This window comes from Phytoactinopolyspora alkaliphila (genome assembly GCF_010550695.1).
Taxonomy (GTDB): Bacteria; Actinomycetota; Actinomycetes; order Jiangellales; family Jiangellaceae; genus Phytoactinopolyspora; species Phytoactinopolyspora alkaliphila.
In genome coordinates this window covers 183,623-202,519 of record NZ_JAAGOB010000010.1, presented here as the reverse complement: position 1 = coordinate 202,519, position 18,897 = coordinate 183,623, and the positions used below count along the sequence as shown (strand labels likewise).

Below are 18,897 nucleotides of genomic sequence, written 5' to 3'. Positions count from 1 at the left end.
TTTTCTTCAGATTCTTACGTACGCCTCAGCATTCGCAGACCTGGTGGCCGCACCGGGCATGCCGGACGGCCCGGTCACGTCGCGATGGCGATGACGGCGGCCGCGCAGGGGGTCAGCCCCGCGGTTTCGAACGCGCGCACGCACTCTCGCAAGGTGGCCCCGGAGGTCATGACATCGTCGACGAGAACTGGACAACGTGGGGCGAGCAACCGGTCCGCCGAGCGACGAACCACCATCGATCCGCGCACGTTCGCATCGCGGGCCACGCGCCCGAGCCCGGCTTGGTCGGCGACCTTTCGCGCGTGCCGCAACGCGGGTATGACCGTGGCTTCCTGGCCGGCTCGTCGGAGAACCGAGGCCGCCCGCCGCGCCGTCCGGAGCACCGGGTCGTGGCCGCGGCCACGAACGGTGGATCGCCGGGACGGTACCGGGACCAGCGCCAGCTGCCGGCCGGCGCAGCCGGTGCACCCGGCCTCCGTGGCCGCGGTGACCGCCACGGCCAGCGCGTCGCCGAGGGGGCGGCTCAGGCCCAGGCGGCCACGTTCCTTGTGCTCCACCACGATGCCGCCCACCACACCGGCATAGGACGCGGCGCCCGCCACTGGGACACCGCCGTCCCCGATCAGCTCCCGCAGTGCCGGTGGGCCCACGAGCTCGTCGGTGCAAGAATCGCACAACAGGCCCGGATATTCGCCGCACCCGGCGCAGACCCGGCCGAACACCAGGTCGCCGCCATCGGCCACCACGCCCGCCAAGCGGTCACGAAGCCGCATCGTCATGTCACCACCCCGGTGCCGCCGATCAAGATCGTCGGTCAAGGGTATGCCGGTGCGCCGCCCTCGCCCAGCTCGATCCACCGGGTTCTGGACTCGTGCTCCACGAGCATGCCGTCCTCCGTCGCCACCACCAGGCGCTGGTCCGCCCCGGCCGCCACGAACACCGCCCCCACGACCGTGCCCCGGGACGCCTGAACGGCGCCGAACGTGTCGACGACCAGCACCTCGGGATCCGCTTCCTCGTCCCCCACCAGCAATGCCACTCGTTCGGAGCCGGACCAGGCGACGTCCAGGGCGTCGCTGTCCGGTCCGATCCGGCGCAGCCGCTCGACCGACACGTGGTCGCGGGCTTCTCCGTCGACGACCACCAGAGCAAGGTAGGCGATGCCGTCGACCACGAGCGCCATCCGCGTCCCATCGGGCGAGACATCCACGCGCTGCACGTCGCGCTGATCCAGATCGGCGGCCCGAACCTCGATCTCGGCGCCCTCCGGCGTCATCGCCACGAGGCGACCGCCGGAATCTGCCTGGCCGACCGCCCAGATCACGTTGTTCCGTGCCCACGACGGCGACGTGAACCCCGCGCCCTCCAGGATGGTGCGGCGAGAATCGGAGTCGACCGCTGCGGTCTGCAGCTCCGTTCCGAACCCCGCGACGACGACGGCTCGTCCACCTCCGGCATCCACCGCCACCTCGGTGAGGTCCTCCGCCACGCCGAGTGCTCCCTGGACCGGTTGCGGCGCGTCCCCGTCGCCCCGGACCAGGCTGCCTTCACGGATCGCGTAGAGCGCGCCGCCCGCGCCGAGGAGGTTCGGATCGTGACGTTCAAGCACGACGGCGTCAATGGTGGACTCGTCCTGACCCAGGAGCGCGATCCCGTCGGTGTTCATGGCCACCCGGCTCACCTCGGGAAGGCCCGACAGCGTGCAGCCGAGCTGCACAGCCATCCGGGAGCGTTGCGCCGCGTCGGTGTTCTCCGCCGCGGCGTCGGACAGATCCACCGTGGCTGTGCCCGAGTCGATCGGCACGCTGGCCACGCTGAGCGTCGTCGCTTCCGGGAACGCGGTGCGCACCGCGGGGTCCAGCCACTCCGACGGGCCCGCCAGCAGCATCTGCGTGAGGAGGGTGGCCGTCTGGCCGCTCTTCGGCACGTACACCGGGTCGTAGACGAACATCTCGCCGTCGAGGTTGTAGAAGCACAGGTTGTGTGACTCGTACTCGCGGGCGAAGTTGTCCTCGGAGATGATGGTGCCCTGGGGCGGCTCGGCGATTCGCCATTCGCCGTCCACCTGCTCCATCGGCAGGTCGATCTTGTTCGGACCGTCCGGGTTCACGGCGATGAACGAGCCGTCCTCACGTACCTCGCCGATCACCGTCATGGTCAGCTGGGCGAGTGTCTCGTCGAACACCTCGATGCTGGGCCGGGCGCCCCGGTGGACCATGATCCCTGCCGACGGGTTCCAGGTGGCCTGTGCCTCCGGGGTGAGGAAGAGCTTCGCGATCTCATAGCCGGGCTGATAGGCGCTCATCGCATCGATGAACCCGTCGACGATGGCGGCCGGGTCGGCGCCCGCCCGCGGCTCGGCTGCTCCGAACGCCACGTACGGCAGCGGATCCTGGGCTCGCACCGGGTTGCCGGCGACAACGGGGCCCGAGGTCGGCACCTCCGAACAGGCGGCCAGCAGGCCTGCCGCACAGATCAGGGCGATCGCGCCGGACCGGCGGCGCGTTCCCTCCCTGCTAGCCACCACGCGGTCCCACCTCCCGGGGCAGGCCGGCCGGCGCCACCGGCTCGTCGCCGTCGCGCCCGCCTGGCGTGAGCTGGCGATACGGTCCGCCCACGTGCGGCGCTTCGATGGCCCGGCGGCCGGCGTCGTCGGGGACCAGCGCCAGCGGCGACGAGGTGATGTCTATGTCGGGCCGTCTCGGAAGGGTCAGCCGGAACTGCGAACCCTCGCCCGGTTCGCCCCACGCCTGCAGCCACCCGCCGTGCAGCCGCGCGTCCTCCAGGGCGATGGACAGACCAAGGCCGGTGCCGCCGGTGGTGCGTGCGCGCGCCCGGTCGGCCCGCCAGAACCGGTGGAAGACCAGCGACGACTCCCCCGGTTTCAGACCGACACCGTGGTCACGAACCGCGACCGCCACCGTGTTGTCGTCCGCGGCCACCCGGACCGTCACGTCCCGGCCTTCACCGTGTTCGACGGCGTTGACGACGAGATTGCGCAGGACCCGCTCGATCCGCCGGGCGTCGACCTCGGCCACGCACGGGCCTGACGGCATATCCAGGAGGATCCGGCTGCCCTTCCGCTCCGCCAGCGGCTCGGCCGCGTCGACCACCGCGTGCACGAGGTCGCGCACGTCGTGCCGCTCGGACACCAGAACAGCAGCGCCCGCGTCGAACCGGCTGATCTCCAGCAGATCGTTGAGCAGCGCTTCGAAGCGGTCCAGCTGAGTCTGGAGAAGCTCGGCCGACCTGCGCACCACGGGGGCGAACTCGTCGCGTGACTCGTGCAGGACGTCGGCAGCCATCCGCACCGTGGTGAGCGGCGTACGCAACTCGTGCGAGACGTCGGAGACGAACTGCTGCTGCATCCGGGAGAGCTCCTCCAGCTGGCCGATCTGGGACTGGAGGCTCGCGGCCATCTGGTTGAAACTCGTGGCCAGCCTGGCGAGGTCGTCGCGGCCACGCACGGCCATCCGCTCGGAAAGCTTCCCGGCGGAGAAGCGCTCCGCGATCCGGGCGGCCATCCGCACCGGCGTGACCACCTGCCGGGTCACGAGCCAGGCGAGCGCACCGAGCAGCAGCACCAGCAGGAGGCCCGCCGTCACGAGCGCGGTCCGGACCAGATCGATGGAGTTCTGCTGCTCGGTCAGCGGGAAGAGGTAATACAGCTCGTACTCGTCGCCCGTGGGGGCTGTCACCTGACCCCCTACCGTGAGGATCGGCTCCGGGTCGGCCTCCGGCTCGTCGGCGGGGATGGCGGTGTACGTACGGAACACCCGCGCCTCACTGCGCACGTGCTCGCGCAGGCTTTCCGGAACGATCCGCCGAGCCCATTCCCCTCCGTTCTCGTGAGAGGTGATGGACACGGCATTGTCCTCGGAACCGAGCAGGACGATCTCGTACAGCGGGTCACCGCCGGGCTGGCCGCCACGGTTGACCAGCCGCTCGACGATCTCACGGATCTGCGGGTTCCAGGATCCGGCGGCGTTGTCGGCGGCCGCGTCGAGGTGACGCTGGGCGAAGTCGACGCCGCCCGAGACCTCGGCGACGGCCGAGTCCGCCTTCGCGCGCAGAAGGCCGTCGGTGATCTGGCGCATGAGTGTGGCGCCGAGCAGGATGACGACGACGAGCGAGAGCGTGAGCGTCGCTGTCAGAACTCTGACCTGAATGGACCGCTGCCATGCCCCACGCACCGCCTGCCAGGGTCGCGCGAGCATCCCGACCATGCAGCTAGCCTGTCCCGGCCTTGTAACCGACGCCGCGCACCGTCACGACGATCTCCGGGCGCTCCGGATCGGTCTCTATCTTGGAACGCAGCCGCTGCACATGGACGTTGACCAGCCGGGTGTCCGTGGCGTGCCGGTAGCCCCAGACCTTCTCCAGTAGCTCTTCGCGGGTGAACACCTGCCACGGGCGCCGGGCGAGGCAGGCCAGCAGGTCGAACTCCAGCGGGGTGAGGGAGACCAGCTGCCCGTTGCGCTTGACGGAGTGGCCGGCGACGTCGATGGTGACATCGGCGATCTGCAGCGTCTCCGGCTTGGGTTCTTCGGTGCGGCGCAGCCTCGCCCGCACCCGGGCGACGAGTTCTTTGGGCTTGAACGGCTTGACGACATAGTCGTCCGCGCCGGACTCCAAGCCCACCACGACGTCCACCGTGTCGGTCTTCGCGGTGAGCATGACGATGGGCACACCGGACTCCGCCCGGATCTCCTTGCAGACGTCGATGCCGTCCCGGCCCGGGAGCATCACGTCCAGGAGGACGAGGTCGGGCTTGAACTCCCAGAAAATGGGCATGACCTCATCACCGTTCGTGACGATGGCGTGCTCGTATCCCTCCCCGCGCAGCACGATTCCGAGCATTTCAGCCAACGCGGTGTCGTCGTCGACGATGAGCACACGTCCCTTCATAGTCCATATGGTGACACTCCCAGCGACCAACTGCGAATACGCACCCCTCGAAATGCCATGATGGCCACTGCCGAGCAGCCGTCCGCATGCCAGAAAGGGAAGAGGTACTGATGTCCGGAACCGACGATCCCCAGGGGTGGGGCAATCCTGGCGGTCACGGCTGGGAGCAGCCCGGGGGTCAGCAGCCAGCAGGATCTCCGAGCGCTCCTCCTCCCCATGCCCCGCCCCCTCCTAGCCCTCCCCCCGGCGGACCGACACCCCCGGGGCAGCCGCCGCCGGGCTCCGGGCCTTCCCAGCCTTCCGGCTGGGGATCGGCTCCCGGGTGGGCGTGGCGGCCGCCGGACGTCAAGCCGGGCGTCATACCCCTGCGACCGCTCGGCGTCGGTGAGATCCTCGACGGCGCGGTGACCACAATCCGCCGCAACCCCCGCGTCATGCTGGGACTGTCCGCGGCCGTCGCGATCATCACCCAGCTGATCGCCATGATCTTCGTCTGGGTGATCATCGGCGAGGCGACCGCCCTCGAGCAGCTCAACGAGAACATCACCACGGAGGAGGCGCTCGAGTTCCTCGCCACCACGCTGGGCGGCCTCGCGATCGTGCTGTTCGTCACCTGGATAGGCACGGTCTTCCTCACCGGCATGCTGACCGTCGTCGTCGGCCGGGCGGCGATCGGCGATCACCTGACCATGGCCGAGACCTGGCAGCACGCCAAAGGGCGGCTGCTGCGGCTACTCGGGCTGACAATTCTCTACACCTTGATCTGGAGCGGCGCGCTGCTCCTGATCGTGATCATGTCCATCCTCCTGGCGGTCAACAGCCCGGACGCCGCGCTGGCCATCCTGCTCCTGGGCGGCCTGGCAGCCGGGCTCGTCGGCATCTGGCTTTACGTGCGCTACGCGCTCGCGACGCCGGCTTTGATGCTGGAGACCAGCTCCCGCGGAAACGGCGGCCCGGCGCCTATCGGCGTCGTCGAGGCCCTGCGCAGGTCCGGCCAGCTCGTCACCGGGTCGTGGTGGCGGGTCTTCGGCATCCTGCTGCTGGTGGTCATCATCGTCTTCATCGTCTCGCAAGTGATCGGGATCCCGTTCAGCCTGCCCGCCACCCTCGGTGACGGAGACATGTTCACGATGGCCGGAATGTCCTTCGGCGCTCTCGTCGTCAGCACTCTGGGTGGAATCATCAGCGCCACCATCACTGCTCCCTTCAGCGCCGGCGCCACCGCGCTGCTCTACGTGGACCGGCGGATCCGCCGCGAGGCGCTGGACATCGAACTGGCCAGGGCGGCCAACGTCGAACTGCCCGGGCGTTCGGGCGGTTTCGGACCGGAAGGGACACCGCCGGGCCCGCGATGATCCGTCACAGCACGCCCATAGAACTGGACCGGGACGAAGCCAGGGATCTGGCCCGCGAGGAGCTGAGCCGGCCCGGCTACGAGACCGAGGTGTCGTTGCCGGCTCGCATCCTCGAGTGGATTCTGGAGCAGTTCGAGCGCTTGATCAGCGGCGCCGCCGACACGATCCCCGGCGGCCTGGGGACCGTGGTCATGCTGGCGCTGCTGGCGGCCGCGATCATCCTGCTCGTGGTACGGACCGGACCGATGGCGCGGCGGCGACGTCGCTTCGAGCCGGTCTTCTCCGAGACGCCCCGGACGGCCGCGGAGCACCGCAGCGCCGCCGAGAACGCCGCCCGGGCCGGAGAGTGGAACACCGCAGTGGTGGAACGGTTCCGCGCCGTGGTCACAGGCCTGCGCGAGCGTGGTGTCGTCGACGTGCGTTCCAGCCGGACGGCGGACGAGGTCGCCCGGCTGGCCGCGGCGCGGCTGCCGCAACTGGCCGCCCAGCTGGACCACGGCGCTCGCACCTTCGATCAGGTGCTGTACGGCGACCGGTCCGCGACGCAGGCCGACGACGACGCCCTCCGCGAGCTCGACGAGGCGGTGCGCAGCGCCCGTCCACAGCACACCGCCGCCGAACCGGCGATGCCGGCGGTGCCCCGGTGACGCCCCCCGCCGCCGCAGCGGCCGGTGCCGTCGAGGACACCGCCGTTCAGGACGCCGTCGTCGACGATCCCGCCGCGACAGACCGCCCGATCGACCCCACGCTGCGCCAGCGATGGGCCCGCTGGCGTTTCCCGGTCGTCGTCGGAGCGGCCCTGATCCTGTTCGCTGTGGTGCTCACCGTCCTGTCGGACCAGACCAGTCGTGGCTATCTCGATCCGGACGGCGTCAACATCAGCGGTGCACGCGCCGTCGTACGGCTGCTCGAGGGCCAGGGCGTCGAGGTGACGCCCGTGCGGACCGTCGCCGACGCCGTGGAGGCGAGCGAGGACGGCGGCACGCTTCTCGTCACCGAGCCGGACCGGCTGCTGCCCGAGCAGATCGACCGGCTGACGGCCACGGGCGCCGACATCGTCCTGGTCCAGCCGAGCCGGCCGGACCAGTTCTCCGCGGATGTCGTCGTCGCCGGACAAGGCGCCGAAAGCGTCCTGGAACCCGGGTGCGACCTTCCGGCCGCGCAGCGCGCCGGAAGCGCCAGCCTCGGCGGGATCCGCTACGAGGGGCCCGCGGAAGCCACCGGCTGCTACCTCGTCGGCGATACCGCCACGCTGCTCTCCGGCACACACCGGGGCGGCGGCCAGCTGGTCGCCCTGGGTAGCAGCGCGCCCCTGACCAACCGGCATCTCGACGAGGACGGCAATGCGGCACTGGCGCTCGGCCTGCTCGGGGCGCGAGAGCAGCTCACGTGGTATCAGCCCAGCTTCGAGACGAGTGCCGCCGAGGAGCGCAGCTTCATCGAACTGCTGCCCGGCTGGGTAGGGCCGGTCGCCTGGCAACTCGTGATCGCTGCGCTGATCGCCGCGTGGTGGCGGGCGCGCCGCCTGGGGCCGGTGGTCACCGAGCCCCTGCCCGTCGTCGTGCGTGCCGCCGAGACCACCGAGGGTCGCGCGAGACTGTACCGTCGCGGACGCTCGCGCGGTCATGCCGCCGCCGTTCTGCGGCAGGCCGCACAGCGGCGGCTCGCACACCGGTTCGGGCTACCGGCGAGTGCGTCGGCAGTCGCCGTCGCCGAGGCGGTCAGCAGGAGAACCACCATCGATACCGCGGCCGTCGCGGACATGCTCGACGGTCCCGAACCCACCGACGACGCGGGCCTCGTCCGCCTCGCCGACGCACTGGACGCACTGGAACTGGAGGTCCGTTGACCGTGACAGAATCCGCCGAGCAGGCCCGGACGGCGCTGAGCGCACTTCGCGAGGAGGTGGCCAAGTCCGTCGTCGGGCAGGACTCCGTGGTCAGCGGCCTGGTGATCGCCCTGCTCTGCCGGGGACATGTCCTCCTCGAGGGAGTGCCGGGTGTCGCCAAGACCCTGCTGATCCGGACCGTCGCCGCGGCGCTGGACGTCGACACGAAGCGGGTCCAGTTCACGCCGGACCTCATGCCCGGTGACATCACCGGCTCGCTCGTCTATGACGCCCGCACAGCCGAGTTCTCCTTCTCCGCCGGGCCGGTCTTCACCAACCTGCTGCTGGCCGACGAGATCAACCGCACGCCGCCGAAGACCCAGTCGGCGCTGCTGGAAGCGATGGAGGAGCGCCAGGTCTCCGTCGACGGCACCCCTCGGCCGCTGCCCGACCCGTTCGTGGTGGCCGCCACGCAGAACCCGGTGGAGTACGAGGGCACCTACCCCTTACCCGAGGCCCAGCTGGACCGGTTCCTGCTCAAGCTCACGGTCTCCCTGCCAGCGCGGGACGACGAGATCTCCATCCTGCGCCGGCATGCCGACGGGTTCGATCCACGCGACCTCGCCGCGGCCGGCATCGGTCCCGTGGCCACCGCCTCCGACCTCGCCGCGGGGCGGGCCGCCGTAGCCACCGTCCGGATCGCACCGGAGGTGATCGGCTACATCGTGGACGTGTGCCAGGCCACCCGGACCTCACCGTCGGTGCAGTTGGGCGTCTCCCCGCGCGGCGCGACGGCGCTGCTCAGCACCTCCCGCGCATGGGCGTGGCTCTCCGGCCGGGACTACGTGACGCCCGACGACGTCAAGGCCCTGGCCGGCCCGACGCTGCGGCACCGCATCGCGCTGCGACCCGAAGCGGAGATGGAGGGAGTCGGCGCGGACTCGGTCCTGGAATCCATCCTGGCGACAGTCCCGGTTCCGCGGTAATGGTGCTGTCCGGACGGCTCGCCCTGCTGGCCGTGATCGCCGCGGTCGTCGTCGGCGTCGTCGCGCCGTCGGCCACCGGAGTCCTGACCGCGACCCTGGTGCTCGCGGTGCTGGCCGTCACCGACGCAGCGCTGGCCGCCGCCGTCAGGCCGCTGCGGTTCAGCCGCGCCGGCGACACCAGCGTGCGGCTCGGGCAGAGCGTCACCGTCTCCCTGACCATCCAGAACGACGGCCGGCGCCGGCTGCGGGGACGCCTGCGCGACGCGTGGCCGCCGTCCGCGGGACTGGCGACGGACCGGTTCTCGCTCGACGTCCCCGGCGGCGAGCAGCGCACCCACACGCTGAGCCTGACACCGACGCGCCGGGGCGACCGGAGCGCCGACCGGGTGACGGTGCGCTCCATGGGCCCGCTGGGCCTGGCCGGCCGGCAGGGCTCGCACGCCGTGCCGTGGACCGTACGCGTCCTCCCACCGTTCCATTCCCGCAGGCACTTGCCGTCCCGGCTGGCCCGGCTGCGCGAGCTGGACGGCCGGTCCGCCGTGCAGATCCGTGGCGCCGGAACGGAGTTCGACTCGCTGCGTGAGTACGTCGTCGGCGACGACACCCGCTCCATCGACTGGCGCGCCACCGCGCGCCGTGGGGACGTCGTCGTACGCACCTGGCGTCCCGAGCGTGACCGGCACGTGCTGATCGTGCTCGATACGGGGCGCACCTCCGCGAGCCGGGTGGGAAGCCTCGACGGCGAGCGGCACGCTCCTCGCCTGGACGCCGCCATGGACGCCGCGCTCCTGCTCGGTGCGCTGGCGGCGAGGGCCGGCGACCGAGTGGAGCTGCTCGCCTACGACCGGCGGGTCCGGGCCGCGGTGGAACGCCCGGCCGCCGCCGAGGTGCTGCCACGGATGGTCAACGCACTGGCCACGATCGAGCCCGAGCTCCTCGAAACGGACCATCAGGGTCTCGCCGCGGAGGTCCGGACCCGAGCCGGGCGGCACGCCTTCGTCGTGATCATCACCGGTATCGACTCCGGAACCGTGGAGCACGGGCTACTCCCCGTGGTGGGCGCGCTCAGCGGACGCCACACCGTGCTCGTGGCGTCGGTCGCCGACCCCCGTGTGGCCGAGCTTGCCGGCGGCCGAGGCGACGCCGCCGCCGTCTACGCAGCCGCCGCGGCCGAGCACGACCGGCTGGGCCGCGATCAGGTTGCCGAGCACCTGCGGCGCCGGGGCGCGCACATCGTCGACGCCTCGCCGGAGGCGTTCCCGCCCGCCGTCGCCGACGCCTACCTCGACCTCAAGGCCGCAGGCCGCCTCTGACCGCCCGCCCCTAAATGATCATGTAAACCATGTTTTCTCGTGCATCACCAGGTCTGCAGGCATGGTGAAGCACGAGAAGACATGGTTTACATGATCATTTAGGGGCGGGGCTGCGGGGTGCGCTGCAGCTGGCGACGGAGTCAAGGTGGCGGACCAAATGTATTGACGGACTCCCTTGGCAGGCGGATCATTCAGGGTGAGGGGTCCGGGGGGATGTCGTTCACGCGGTGACGCTCGATAACTCATAAGCATCCTTGGGCCCGACGCGGCTATCCGGGTAACGCCAGAACCGGGGCGGGGAGGCGAGCGAGCATGGCTGTCAGAGACATCGGGTGGGTCACCATCGCGGCTAACGGAAGCCACTCCTGGTTTGTCCATGGGTGGACCAGTCGTGAGGCCGTGACCTACAGCATCGTTGTATTTCCAGGGTCCGGACCTGGGGTTCTGTATCCCAAGGCGCACGCCACCCTCACTCAGGGCGAGCACTTCCAGCACGTGAATGGCACGTTCGCTCAGAAGGTCTACATCAAGAACAACGCTCCATTCAACAGCTGCAACGTGCATCTCATCGCGCAGGTCGAGTCGCTCTAGTGTCCTGCACCGTAGCAGTTCGCGTGCCTACATGATCGGTGGGGAAGACATGGCAACGAAACGCGTATTCATCGTCCACGATGAGTTCGGGCAGATCGTCTCGATCAGTCGTCCGGCCGAGGGGGTCGATGTCGAAGTCCTCAGCGACAGCGGCCATTCGGTCTTCGAGACCGATGTCGACGAGGACAGCATCAGCGAGCTGGTGAACACACATCGAGTTGACGTGAGCCGAAGGACCTTGGCTCGTTATTGAGTGTGGATTCGTCGCAGATCTGGGGTGGGGACTTAGGCGGAGGCAGGCAGGGCGTCGCCCCGGATGGCGCGGTCGAGGTCGCCCACCTCTCCTGCGGCGACAGCGCGGCGCCCGTAGACCCAGACGTAGGCGATGAACAGGACCTCGGCCGCGACGCCGATCCCGATCCGGGCCCACGTGGGCAACCCCGACGGAGTGACGAACCCCTCGATGACGCCGGAGATCAGCAGGACGCCCAGCAACCCGACCGCCAGGCCGGCTGCCGACCGGCCCGCCTCGGCCAGCGCGTCGGTACGCTTCATCGGACCCGGGTCGATCACCGTCCACCCGAGCCGGAGTCCCGCGCCTGCCGCGACGAAGACCGCGGTGAGTTCCAGCAGACCGTGCGGGGTGATCAGGCCGAAGAACACGTCCAGCCGCCCGGCGGAGGCCATCAGCCCGGCGGACACGGCGACGTTCACGATGTTCATGGCCAGGATGTAGATCACCGGCAACCCGAGGAAGACGCCCAGGATCAGGCAGCCCGCCGCGACCCAGGCATTGTTGATCCACACCTGGGCGGCGAACGAACCGGCCGGATTCGCCGAGTAATAGTCCTCAAAGTCCTCTTCGACGAGCTGGCGGATCTCCTCCGGGGCTCCGATGGTCGCCTGGACGTCGGGATTGGCCGCCACCCACCAGGCGATCGCCACGGAGACGACGACGGACACCGCCGCGACAGTGACCCACCAGTACCGGTTTCGGTAGACCGCGGCCGGGAAACGGACCGTGAGGAAGTTCAGGACGTCGTTCCAGCCTGGATCACGGGTGCCCGCGACGGCCGTCCGGGCCCGGGCCACGAGGCCGGACAGCTTGCCGAGCAGCACCGGGTCGGGCGCCGAGGAACGTGCGATGGCCAGATGCGTGGACACCCGCCGGTAGAGGCTGACCAGCTCGTCCGCCTCCGGGCCGGTCAGGCGCCCGCGTCTGCGGACCAGTGCGGCCAGCCGGTCCCACTCGCCTTGGTGTGCGGCGATGAAGGCGTCGACGTCCACAGAGTTCCTTCCGGTGCCGGAGTGCTGGGCGATGGTGAGGCGATCACTACCCCACTGACGCTACCAATCCCCCTCGGATGTTCGTGCGCTGCGGCGACCGTCAACCGCGTTCCGGCACCGGAGGCGGATGGGGGAGACTGGACACCATGAGCGACGTCGTCACCGGAGAGGCCGTCCCGCTCGAGCTACGTCTGGCCAAGCTCCCCTCCCGGGCGCTGGCGATCGGCATCGACCTCGTCGTCTACGCCGCGTGCGCGCTCGGCATCTACACCCTGGTGGCCAACATCGTGCCGGCGGTGGACACCGCCCTGGCCACCGCCCTCGGCCTCGCCGCCACCATAGCCCTGCTGGTCGCGGTTCCGGCCACCATCGAAACCCTCACCCGGGGACGCTCGCTCGGGAAGCTGGCTCTCGGCCTGCGCGTAGTCCGCGACGACGGCGGGCCGATCCGGGCCCGGCACTCGCTCGTGCGCGCGCTGAGCGGCGTGTTCGCCGACTTCGTGATCACGTCCGGGGTCGGCGCCATCTTCTGCTCGTTGCTCAACGAGCGGGGCAAGAGGATCGGCGACGTTCTGGCGGGCACGGTCGTGATCCGGGAACGGATACCCGTATCACCTGGCCTGCCCCCGGTGCACCCGCAACTGGCCGGCTGGGCCACCACGCTGGAGCTCTCCCAGCTGCCGAACGATCTCGCTCTGGCCGCTCGCAATTACCTGTCCCGGTCGGGCCAGCTCTCGCCGCAGGTGCGCGATGATCTGGGCGCCAGGCTCGCGGCACAGGTCGCGTCGGTGGTCAGCCCGCCTCCTCCGCACGGTGTGCCGCCCTGGCAGTACCTCGCCGCGGTGCTCCACGAGCGGGGCCGGCGCGAATCGGTGCGGCTCGCCGGTCACCGAGGCGGGACACAGCCGCCGAACGCGCAGCCCAGTTCGCCGCAGCCCAGCACGCCGGACGCACAGCCGGATCCCGGTGCGCAGACGTCGCCCGGTCCTGAGCGGCAGACGGCACCGAGTTCCGGGGCCTGGGCACCACCGGCGAGTTCCGGGGCTTGGGCCACGCCGGAAAGTTCCACGCACTCGGCTGCGCAGACGCGACCCGAGCCGTCGGACGGCGGCTCGCCGGAGCCTTCGCACCACGACGAGCAGCCGCGGACCGGGGGCGGCTTCGTTCCCCCGGCCTGATCCGGCCTGGCCCCATCCCCACTGCCCGGGACTGGGCTTACCTGGCCCCGCCACGCAGCCGGCGCGGGACGCTAGCGGGTGATGTTCGGCGTGACCGTGAACGCGGTACCGGCACCCGAGATCGCGGTGACTCGCTCGGCGGCGGGGATGAACGCGGCTCGGCCCTGGGCCAGCTCCACCGGCTCCGCCGCTTCGCACGCCGCCCGGTAGGCACCAGCCCGGACGCGGGCATGGCCATCGACGACGAGCATCAGGCGCGGGCCCTCCCCGGTGGGCACGATCTCGTCGTCGCTGAGCTCCAGCCGGCAGATCCGGAACTCCTCAAGACCACCCACGGGGTAGACGTACTCGCCAGGACCGCATTGGCGCGGCCGGACCACCAGTCCGCCGCGTGGCTCGTAGCGCAGGACGCGCGCCACCTCAACGGTGTCGACGTGCTTGGGCGTCAGACCCGCACGCAGCGTGTTGTCCGAGCTGGCCTGGGGCTCCACCGCGACACCCGACAGGTAGGCGTGCGGCACGCCGGCGCCCACGAACGCCGCCTCGCCCGGCCGCAGCGGCACCCGGATCATCAGCAGCGCGAGAAGCAGGCCTCGATCTCCCGGGTACTCGTCGGCGAGCCGGGCCACCACGGCGAACGGGTCGCGACCGCGGTTGGCCCGTGCCACCTGGGTCACCGCGTGGACCAGGCGGTTCACCTCCGGCTCCGGCAACGCCAGCCAGGCATGCACCAGCTCTCGCAGCCCGTCCGCTCCGCGCAGAATGACCACCGTGTCGGCGAACAGCTCGGGCGCGGTCTCCTCGAACGTCCGGGCCAGCTCCTGCGCATCCCGGAAGCCGATGAGCGCCTCGAAGTCGGTCAGCGCCACCACCATCTCGGGCTTGTGGTTGCGGTCCCGGTAGGAACGCTTCGGCGAATCGAGGGCGACGCCCGCCGCGTCCTCGGCCGCGTACCCCTGCTCGGCCTGCTCGATGGTGGGATGCGCCTGGATCGATAACGGACGGTCGATGGCCAGGATCTTGAGCAGGTACGGCAGCACCACGCCGAAGCGCGCCGTCACCTCAGGCCCGAGCGTCGCGGCGGCGTCGGCGGCGAGGTACTCCGGCAGGCTTCTTCCGGCTCCGGCGACGAACGACGGCGATCCCGGGTGCGCACCGATCCACAGCTCGGCCTGCGGCTCGCCGCTGGGCTCGTGTCCCAGCAGCTCCGGGAGGACGGTGGGAGACCCCCACGCATAGGACCGGATCGGATTCTCGAGAAGGACCGCCACGAGCCGCCACTTTACTCGGCCCAGCAGTCGGGACTTCGGTCAGCCGTCCTGACGCATTTCGGTCGTCCTGACACCCTCTCGTCGCGCAAAAACTGCCAGAAGGCGTTCTTGGCGCGACTCACGGGGGTCAGGACGACAGATCGGAGTCAGGACGGCACAAGGGCGTCAGGACGACGGCTCTGGCCCCTATCCGCGGCGGACCTCGTCGTCGTACGCACCGAGTTCCGCAACCAAGCTGTCCCGCAACAGCTGGAACTGGACGATGAGCTCTCCACACAGAGCGATCGCCTGCTCCCCGGCCGCCCTGGTGTGCGGATGGTGGCTGCCTGCCTCGCGGGCCCCCCACGTGCTCAGCGCGTCCTCAAGCTGCGCAGCCGCCGCATGTGCCTGAGCAGGCAGTAGCGTTTTGCTCATTTCGGCGTCTCCGGTGTGTCGATCCAGGGGCATCGAGCAGGCCGCCGACCCGACCCACTCGTCGGGTTACCCGATGCCAGCACCACTCAACCCTGCGTGCGCACCGCCGGACAACGTCCGATTGGTTCATCTCGTCCGCCGAACGGCCTGTATCGGACGGCCGCGGCCCTCCCCATGTCCGCAGGCCGCGGCCGGTGACGGCTGGTGGCGGACCCGGAGCGGATCCGCTACCGACGAACTACTACGCGACAGAACTCGCCTGACGTGCCTCGGGCGCGAACACGTGGCGCAGACGTGACCAGTCCTGGGCCCGGCAGAGCACCGGCGGCTGATCGATGGGCGCGGGCAGCGTCACCTCGGTGGCGCCGGCGTACGTGACTCCCCTCCAGACGTCGATCCAGTCACCGGCCGGCAGATACGCCGCCACCTTCTCGGTGCCCGGCTCCACCACCGGGACCACCAGCAGAGCGTCGCCGAGCTGGTACTGGAGCGGGTACTGCCAGATCATCGGGTCCCCGGCATGGTCGAAGAACAGCCCCCGCATCAGCGGGCGGCCGTCCCGGATGGCGACGCGGGCCTGCTCGGCGAGATAGTCCACCAGCCGCTCCCGCAGGTGAGCGAAGCGGCGGAACACGGGGATCACCCGCTCGTCGCCGGTACGCTCGGCGACGTTCCACGGGGTGCGGTCCCGCAGCGGTGGGCGGTGGTGGTTGAACTCCGAGTGGTACTGCATGATCGGCATGAAGCACGACGTGCCGGCCGCCCGCAGATAGAGCTCCGGGTCCGGGATATCGCCGGAGAACCCTGCCAGGTCCCAGCCCCAGTAGACGATGCCGCTGGCTGAAGCCGTGATGCCTGCGACGACCGACGAGCGGTATGCATCCCAGGTCGAGTCCTCGTCGCCGGCCCAGAAGATGCCGTGCGCCTGCGAGCCGGTGAACCCGGCCCGGGAGAACGTGACCGGAGCCTTGCCCTCCGAGCGCAGCAGGTCGCCGAACGCCCGGGCATAGTGGACGGGATACAGGTTGTTCCCCTCGTCGCCGCGGCTGCCGTCCCCGTACCGGAGGTCATGGCCCCACGCGTGCTCGCCGCCGTCGGTCTTGAACCCGTCGACGTCGAGGTCGCGGACCAGGTAGCGCCGCTTCTCCGTCCACCAGTCGCGGGTGGCCTGCACCGACAGATCCGGCATCAGCGCCTGCGGAAACCACCATCCACGGTTGTGGTACGGGGTGGCATCGGACTCCAGGACGGCGTGTCCCTCGCGCACCAGGGCTTCGCCGTCGCGCATCACCTGCGCGTCGTCGCTGACCTCGTCGCTGAGGTCGTGCCGCGTCTTCAGCAGCGGGATCTGCCATAGCAGCACCTTGATCCCGCGGGAGTGCAGCTCGTCGATCATCGCTTTCGGGTCCGGCCAGGCACCGTCCTGCGGATAGGTGAAGTCCTCCGCCACGTGCGCGGCACCGTCGGCGTTCACCTCGTACCGCGCGTCGCGGAAGATGGTGATGCCTTCCTCGTCGCTCCACGCCTCGATGACGACGACCCCCACCGGGACGTCGAGCTCGCGGTGCCGGTCCATCCTGTCCATGACGATGCGCTGGGTGTTCCACTCGTTGCCCGATGCCCAGAGCCGCAGCACCCACGGCGGCAGCTCCTCCGCACGACCCACCTCGGCGGTGAACGCGGCGAGCACCTCCGTGGGCGTGCCACGGTACGTTGCGACATCCAGCTGTCCCGCGCCTCGTCCTGGGAGAGCGGCTTCGACGACGAGTAACTCCGGTGTCGACGACGCCACGTCAAACCAGGTGCGGCGAGACGTCCGTACGTGGAAGCCCCAGCTCGCCCCGGACTCCGGCACCACGTGCGCGAACGGCATCGGCAGATACGTGCGGCCGTGCCTCCCCTGCGACTTGTACTGCTCGAAGACGACGGCGTCCAGGCTTCGGCCGCGCTGGTCCACCGCGTCGAACCGCTCCCCGAAGCCCACGACGTGCTCGTCCGGCTCCAGCCGGAGTGCGAACCGGACCCGGTGCACGTCATCCCCGGCCACCAGCCATTCCACGCTGCTGTCGACGAGCCGGCCGGAATCGATGGCGAGGCTTCCGGCATCACGAACCCACCGGGCGGGCGTGAACTCGAACCATTCCGTGCTCGACGCCGGACCGGCGACGTCGTCCAGCACGGCGTGGAAGCGGTACCGGTAGCTGGTGCCGTCCTTCACCGGGTCGGTGAGGACCTCCCAGCCGCCGTCGGGGCCCAGCCCGCTCGCCTGCGCCTCCGCGAGATGGCCGTCGCCACCCGCCAGGGCGGCAGTGTCCTGCGGATTCCGGACCGCAGGAGCCAGCATCAGGGTGGTCGAGCTGGCCGGCTGGGTTCGGCTGGCGTCGACCCCGGACGGCATCTCGACCCACTCGCAGGTCACCGCCGTCACGTCAGGCGCGACGACGACGCCCAGGCGGACCCGTTCCCCCGCTTCAGGAAGCACGGGCCAGCGCTGGTCGGGTGAGGTCGCGTAGGGGTGTTCCAGGCCATGCGGGCGATGCCGGACGAGGTCCGGGCCGAGACTCGTCGTCGTCATCGCAGCTGCCCTCCATCCCGTCGATCACGCGTTCCCCGGAAGATGCCGAGCTCGTCGGCGAGGATGAGGTACATACCGTGGGACCACAGCAACGGCGTGGCCACCGGCCCCCACCGTTCCAGCCACTCGTCCCGGTGCTCGGGCGCCAGCAGGTGATCGGGGACCTGCTCGGGCATATCGCCGCCCGAGGTGGTGTGGGAGACCATCCAGCGCAGGTAGCGCCAGGCGGCGTCGGTGTCGCCCGTCACGGCACGATTCCAGCCGAGCAGGGCGGAGAGCAGGAGCCACTGCCCTCCGCCGTAGAAGACGTCGGCCCGGAAGCGGTGCACGCCGCCGTCCACGTCGAGATCCCGCGCCACCGCGTCCAGCGTGGCCCCGGCGATGGGGTCGCCGGCCTCCACCAGGCCGAACGGCACGACACATGCGGGCAGGGAGCCGTCGACGACCTCGGAGCCGAGCCACTTGGTCAGGTGACCTCCATGGACGCCCTCCTCCCGGACGAGCTTACGGATCTCGCCGGCCACCTGCCGTGCCTTCGCCGCGCCGTCAGCGTCCAGCACACCGCTCTCGGCGACGGCGGCCAGCCCTCCGTAGATGGCACCGAGGGTGGAGACGTGCCGGTGCTCCAGGTTCTCCTCCCACCAGTCGTAACAGGGGCGGTCCCAGAAAGCCGCGACGTAGGCCACGCACACCCGGATTCCGGTCGTCCATCTCGCCAGGTCCATTCCGTGGCGTCCGGCATGGGTGGTCACCGCCCACAGCCACATCCCGTAGCCGTCGGTCTGGAAGTCCCACCAGTCGGCGGTGCCGTCAGCGCCCTCCAGGGTGAAGCGGGTCGGCAGCATCCGCTCGACCGGCACGTCCTCACCCGCCGCGGCCGCCGCGACGAGCCGGGCGACGTCGTCGGCCCGGTCGGTGAGCACGGTGCTCGCCCAGTCGTGGAAACGGTTCGCCGATTCCACGTCTCCATACCGGGAGATGCCCTCGGCGGTGAACGAGCCGTCACGGAACCAGGCGAACCCGCGGTATGCCGAGAACGTCGGGGACGCCGGGTAGGCACCGGACGGATGCTGGTACTGGGTGATGACCTGGTGACTGCGGTGTGCCAGGTCGGCCAGCGCGGCCGTGTCCGCCGGATCGAGGGCGGGCGAAGTGGGCGTGGTGGTCATCGGTGGTGAGTCCTCACGTCGG

At 70.4% G+C, this 18,897-nt stretch carries 17 protein-coding genes; 8 read left to right on the top strand and 9 right to left on the bottom strand.

Going from position 1 to position 18,897, the window contains the following annotated elements:
* Positions 1–74: 74 nt before the first annotated feature.
* From G1H11_RS18570 to mtrA, 4 genes are read right to left on the bottom strand one after another with little or no spacing between them, the layout of a single operon-like run.
* Positions 75–779 (bottom strand): ComF family protein, encoded by a 705-nt coding sequence (locus tag G1H11_RS18570; RefSeq protein ID WP_163820078.1) that lies wholly within the window; start codon positions 777–779, stop codon positions 75–77.
* A gap of 35 nt (positions 780–814) precedes the next feature.
* On the bottom strand, positions 815–2,527 hold the full coding sequence (locus G1H11_RS18565) for an LpqB family beta-propeller domain-containing protein (RefSeq protein ID WP_163820077.1): 1,713 nt from the start codon (positions 2,525–2,527) through the stop codon (positions 815–817).
* Complete coding sequence (gene mtrB, locus G1H11_RS18560) at positions 2,517–4,226, bottom strand: MtrAB system histidine kinase MtrB (RefSeq protein WP_163820076.1); 1,710 nt, start codon at positions 4,224–4,226, stop codon at positions 2,517–2,519. Before mtrB ends, G1H11_RS18565 begins: the two co-directional genes overlap by 11 nt.
* Positions 4,227–4,230: 4 nt before the next feature.
* Positions 4,231–4,908, bottom strand: a complete 678-nt coding sequence (gene mtrA, locus G1H11_RS18555; RefSeq protein WP_163820075.1) for an MtrAB system response regulator MtrA — start codon at positions 4,906–4,908, stop codon at positions 4,231–4,233.
* An 86-nt stretch (positions 4,909–4,994) separates the two neighbouring features.
* Between mtrA and G1H11_RS18550 the strand changes: the two genes are divergently transcribed.
* The 7 genes from G1H11_RS18550 to G1H11_RS18520 all read left to right on the top strand — a co-directional run bounded on the left by G1H11_RS18550 (position 4,995) and on the right by G1H11_RS18520 (position 11,234).
* On the top strand, positions 4,995–6,263 hold the full coding sequence (locus G1H11_RS18550) for a DUF7847 domain-containing protein (protein WP_484555961.1): 1,269 nt from the start codon (positions 4,995–4,997) through the stop codon (positions 6,261–6,263).
* Positions 6,260–6,910, top strand: a complete 651-nt coding sequence (locus G1H11_RS18545; protein ID WP_163820073.1) for a DUF4129 domain-containing protein — start codon at positions 6,260–6,262, stop codon at positions 6,908–6,910. The genes G1H11_RS18550 and G1H11_RS18545 overlap by 4 nt, the downstream gene beginning before the upstream one ends.
* Positions 6,907–8,112: a DUF4350 domain-containing protein gene (locus G1H11_RS18540; RefSeq protein WP_163820072.1), complete on the top strand. Its 1,206-nt coding sequence runs from the start codon at positions 6,907–6,909 to the stop codon at positions 8,110–8,112. Before G1H11_RS18545 ends, G1H11_RS18540 begins: the two co-directional genes overlap by 4 nt.
* Complete coding sequence (locus G1H11_RS18535) at positions 8,109–9,077, top strand: AAA family ATPase (protein ID WP_163820071.1); 969 nt, start codon at positions 8,109–8,111, stop codon at positions 9,075–9,077. The genes G1H11_RS18540 and G1H11_RS18535 overlap by 4 nt, the downstream gene beginning before the upstream one ends.
* On the top strand, positions 9,077–10,390 hold the full coding sequence (locus tag G1H11_RS18530; RefSeq protein WP_163820070.1) for a DUF58 domain-containing protein: 1,314 nt from the start codon (positions 9,077–9,079) through the stop codon (positions 10,388–10,390). The genes G1H11_RS18535 and G1H11_RS18530 overlap by 1 nt, the downstream gene beginning before the upstream one ends.
* Before the next feature lie 312 nt (positions 10,391–10,702).
* Positions 10,703–10,981, top strand: a complete 279-nt coding sequence (locus G1H11_RS18525; protein ID WP_163820069.1) for a hypothetical protein — start codon at positions 10,703–10,705, stop codon at positions 10,979–10,981.
* A 49-nt stretch (positions 10,982–11,030) separates the two neighbouring features.
* Positions 11,031–11,234: a hypothetical protein gene (locus G1H11_RS18520; RefSeq protein ID WP_163820068.1), complete on the top strand. Its 204-nt coding sequence runs from the start codon at positions 11,031–11,033 to the stop codon at positions 11,232–11,234.
* A gap of 32 nt (positions 11,235–11,266) precedes the next feature.
* On the opposite strand, the gene G1H11_RS18515 is transcribed toward G1H11_RS18520, so the two are convergent.
* Complete coding sequence (locus tag G1H11_RS18515; protein WP_163820067.1) at positions 11,267–12,268, bottom strand: stage II sporulation protein M; 1,002 nt, start codon at positions 12,266–12,268, stop codon at positions 11,267–11,269.
* 146 nt (positions 12,269–12,414) lie between these two features.
* Here G1H11_RS18515 and G1H11_RS18510 point away from each other — a divergent pair, with 146 nt between their 5' ends.
* The gene (locus tag G1H11_RS18510) at positions 12,415–13,446 is read left to right on the top strand and encodes an RDD family protein (protein ID WP_163820066.1); all 1,032 of its coding nucleotides are present in this window, start codon (positions 12,415–12,417) and stop codon (positions 13,444–13,446) included.
* Between the two features lie 71 nt (positions 13,447–13,517).
* Here G1H11_RS18510 and manA read toward each other — a convergent pair whose 3' ends face one another.
* The 4 genes from manA to G1H11_RS18490 form a co-directional block, all read right to left on the bottom strand.
* A complete protein-coding gene (manA, locus tag G1H11_RS18505; protein ID WP_163820065.1) occupies positions 13,518–14,717 on the bottom strand; it encodes a mannose-6-phosphate isomerase, class I in 1,200 nt (399 codons plus the stop codon).
* A 186-nt stretch (positions 14,718–14,903) separates the two neighbouring features.
* Positions 14,904–15,131, bottom strand: a complete 228-nt coding sequence (locus G1H11_RS18500; protein ID WP_163820064.1) for a hypothetical protein — start codon at positions 15,129–15,131, stop codon at positions 14,904–14,906.
* A gap of 241 nt (positions 15,132–15,372) precedes the next feature.
* Positions 15,373–17,706 (bottom strand): glycoside hydrolase family 31 protein, encoded by a 2,334-nt coding sequence (locus tag G1H11_RS18495; RefSeq protein ID WP_163820063.1) that lies wholly within the window; start codon positions 17,704–17,706, stop codon positions 15,373–15,375.
* A complete protein-coding gene (locus G1H11_RS18490; RefSeq protein ID WP_163820062.1) occupies positions 17,703–18,875 on the bottom strand; it encodes a glycoside hydrolase family 15 protein in 1,173 nt (390 codons plus the stop codon). The genes G1H11_RS18495 and G1H11_RS18490 overlap by 4 nt, the downstream gene beginning before the upstream one ends.
* Positions 18,876–18,897: the final 22 nt, after the last annotated feature.